This window comes from Deltaproteobacteria bacterium, from assembly GCA_005879795.1.
In the GTDB taxonomy this organism is placed as follows: Bacteria; Desulfobacterota; Binatia; order DP-6; family DP-6; genus DP-6.
In genome coordinates this window covers 1-3060 of sequence record VBKJ01000270.1, presented here as the reverse complement: position 1 = coordinate 3060, position 3060 = coordinate 1, and the positions used below count along the sequence as shown (strand labels likewise).

General features: G+C 75.3%; 1 protein-coding gene and 1 pseudogene. One reads left to right on the top strand and one right to left on the bottom strand.

The genetic code is table 11. The annotated features are described in order from the left end of the window. Positions 1-1600: 1600 nt before the first annotated feature. Positions 1601-1714, bottom strand: a pseudogene (locus E6J59_19950) (molecular chaperone DnaJ). Positions 1715-2622: 908 nt separating this feature from the next. On the opposite strand from E6J59_19950, the gene E6J59_19945 reads away from it, so the two are divergent. Continuing rightward, positions 2623-3060, top strand: a 438-nt coding sequence (locus tag E6J59_19945) for a hypothetical protein (GenBank protein ID TMB15489.1), incomplete at its 3' end; no start/stop codon positions are given.

Genomic DNA, 3060 nt, shown 5'->3' with positions numbered 1-3060 from the left:
TGAGTGAGTTCCTGGTCGCCCACGAGCTGACGCACGCGCTCCAGGATCAGCACTATCATCTGCCGACCCGGCCGGAGCCGCTCCTCGACGGGCACGGCGACCGCGAGCTGGCGCGCCACGCGCTGCTCGAGGGTGACGCGACGCTCGCCGGCTTCGCCTACGTCCTCGGCCGGCAGCTCGACCGGCGCATGATCGGCGTGGTCGAGCAGCAGCTCCACGGCATCCCGGGCGAGCTCGCGAAGAAGTATCCGGACCTGCCCGAGCTGCTGCGCGCCTCGCTCGCCTTCCAGTACGACGACGGGACGACGTTCGTGGGCCAGGCGCTCGCGGCCGGCGGCTGGGCGGCCGTCGACCGCGTGCACCTCGATCCGCCGGAGTCGACCGAGCAGGTGCTCCATCCGCCGCGCTACTATGCCGGCCGCGACCGCCCGATCGAGGTTACGCTCGGCGGCACGGACGGGCTCGAAGCGAGCGGCTTCACGCGCATCCTCGAGGACACCATCGGGGAGCTCGGGATCCGCGTGCTCGCCAGGCGCGCGCTCCCGGCCGAGCGCGCGGCCCAGGTCGCCGAGGGCTGGGGCGGCGACCGCCTGCGCGCCCTCCGGCGCGGCGACGATCTCGTGCTGGTGTGGATGACGGCCTGGGACTCGCCCGCCGACGCGGGCGAGTTCGCCGACGCGCTGCCCGGGCTCGTACCGGACGCCCGCGTCGAGCGGCGCAAGGAGCGCGTCCTCCTGCTCCTGGGACCGCCCGGCATCGACTGGACGGGGCTCGCCCGCCGCGTCTGGTCGCGCGCCACGGTCGTGCGCCGGCAGCCGGAAGCGGTCACCCGGCCCCAGGGCGACGGGACAGGCGGTTGCAAAGCCGGCGCGAGGTTCCTATAGGCGCGGCATGCTCGCGTGGTGGCGGCGTGTGTCGCTGGTCGGGCCGGCGGGCAGGCTCCGTGCCCCGGCCCAGGTGGCCGCCGAGTGCGGCGAGAAGGACGGAGGCGTCCTGCTCACGGCTCATCGCTTCGGCCAGGTGGTGCCCTACGCGCGGCTCCTCTGCCGCCATCTCGCGGCGTGCGCGCGGCCCTGGGCGGCGGAGAGCGAGCTCGCCGTCGCGCGCGAGCCCGGGCTCCTGCGGCTCGCACGGCGGAGCGGCTGCCGCGCGCTCGTCCTCGGCCCCGAGCCCGACCCGCTGGTGCGCGAGGCGCGCGAGCCGGGCGCGCTCCGCGCCGCCGCCGCGGCGCTCCGGCGCATCCGCCGGGCGGGGCTCCTCACGGTCGCGCACCTGACGCTCGGGCGTGAGGGCGATGACGCCGGCGTCTTCGCCCGTGCGGTGTGGCTCTCGACCGCCGGACGCGTCGCCTTCCCGCGCCTCGCCGCGCACGAGGGGGGCCCCATGAGCCCCGACGAGCTCGGGCGCGGCCTCGCCTGGGCCGTGCGGGCGCTCCACCGCCATCGCGCCATCTGGCGGCGCACGGGCATCGCCGCCGCCGACAGCCGGGCCGCGCTGATCGCCAACTACCGCCTGCGGCGCGCGATCATGCGCGAGCCGACGGGCGAGCCGACGCCGGCCATGCGCCTCGCGCGCGTGCTCGCCCGGCCCATCCGCATCCGTGAGCGGGTGCCGTTCGTCTCGACCCTGGTCGGGGCGGTGGCGGCGGGCGGCGTGCAGGTGCGGAGCGCCTGGCTGCGCGCGCGGGCGCGGCGGGACGACGCGCGCGCCGCCTTCGTGATCCGCCTCGAGGGCGCGATCGACGCGCGCGCGGCGCGGAAGCTCGTCGCCCGGGTGCGCCGAGCGCTCGGCCGCACGCCCGAGCGCATCGTGATCGACCTGGGCGGCCTCGAGCTGGTGTCGTTGACCGTGCTCACGCACTTCCTCGAGGAGCACGCGGGCCGGCTCGCCGAGCTGCGCGGCCGGCTCGCGTTCCGCAACCTCCGCCCCGCGCTGGCCGCGCTGCGCCGCAACCTGCACGGTATGGTCCCCAACGCCGTGCTGCTCGAGCAAGCACTGGAAGAGACGAGCTGACGTCCAGGGGAGCGCCCCGCGCGCCGGGGTGGGATTTCCTCGCCCCGCAAGGGGGCAGGCTGCCACCGTTCTTTGCCCGGCTGCGGGGCCCACGGCCCCGGAGGCGCGTCCCCGCGTGCACGCGCCCGGCCGCCTTCCGGCCCGAAATCCTCCCGACATTGTGGGTGAAAAAAGAGCGCGCAAATTGTACGTTCTACCGGCTCTCGAGCTGGGCGCAGGCGGCTAGTTCCCCGCGGAGTCAGTGCCCTCGCGCCGGCCGCTGCTGGCATCGGCATTGCAGGATTCCGGTGGCGCGCGCGGCGGCCCTGCCGGGCGGCATCCCTCTTCGATGACTATGAAGATGCGGACCCCCTCCACGCTCGGCTTCGCCGCCGCGCTCGCTTCAGCAGTGATCGCCCACGGCGGTGCGCCACGGACACCCGACAACCCTCCCCCGCAGGCTCGAGTGTTCGGGTACACCCCAGGCGTGCCCTACGACGACCTGCCGGTCTCACCCGGGACCGGCTTCACGACTTTCTAGCGAAACCCAGGTTGACGAGATTGAGCTGGCCGACCATCGAGGTTGCTGCATCACGGCGCGAAGAGCCCCGGCGCTCGTCGGGCGGAACCATGCGGACCAAACCACACACCGAGCCGGACACCTGGCGCGTCGTCACGGCGCGCCGCCACCGCGAGGCGGTGGCGCGGGTGCGCCTGGCGGAGCGGGGTCTGGAGACCTATCTCCCGCTGCTGCGGCGATGGCCGCGGCCGCCGGTCGGCTTGGACGTGGGGCCGCTCTTCCCGGGCTACGTCTTCGTGCGCGCCGGGCGGGTGCACTTCCACCAGATCGCCCGCACGCCGGGGGTCGGCGGTCTGGTCGTCTTCGGCGGCGAGCCGGCACGCCTCGACGACGCGGTGATCGACTTCCTCCGCAGCCGCGAGGAGCCCGACGGCATCATCACGCCGTGCCCGCTACCGTCCGGCGACGCCGTGCGCATCACCGACGGGTCGTGGCGCGGCCTGGCCGCCATCCTCGACCGCCGCGTCTCCGCCCGGGAGCGCGTGCTC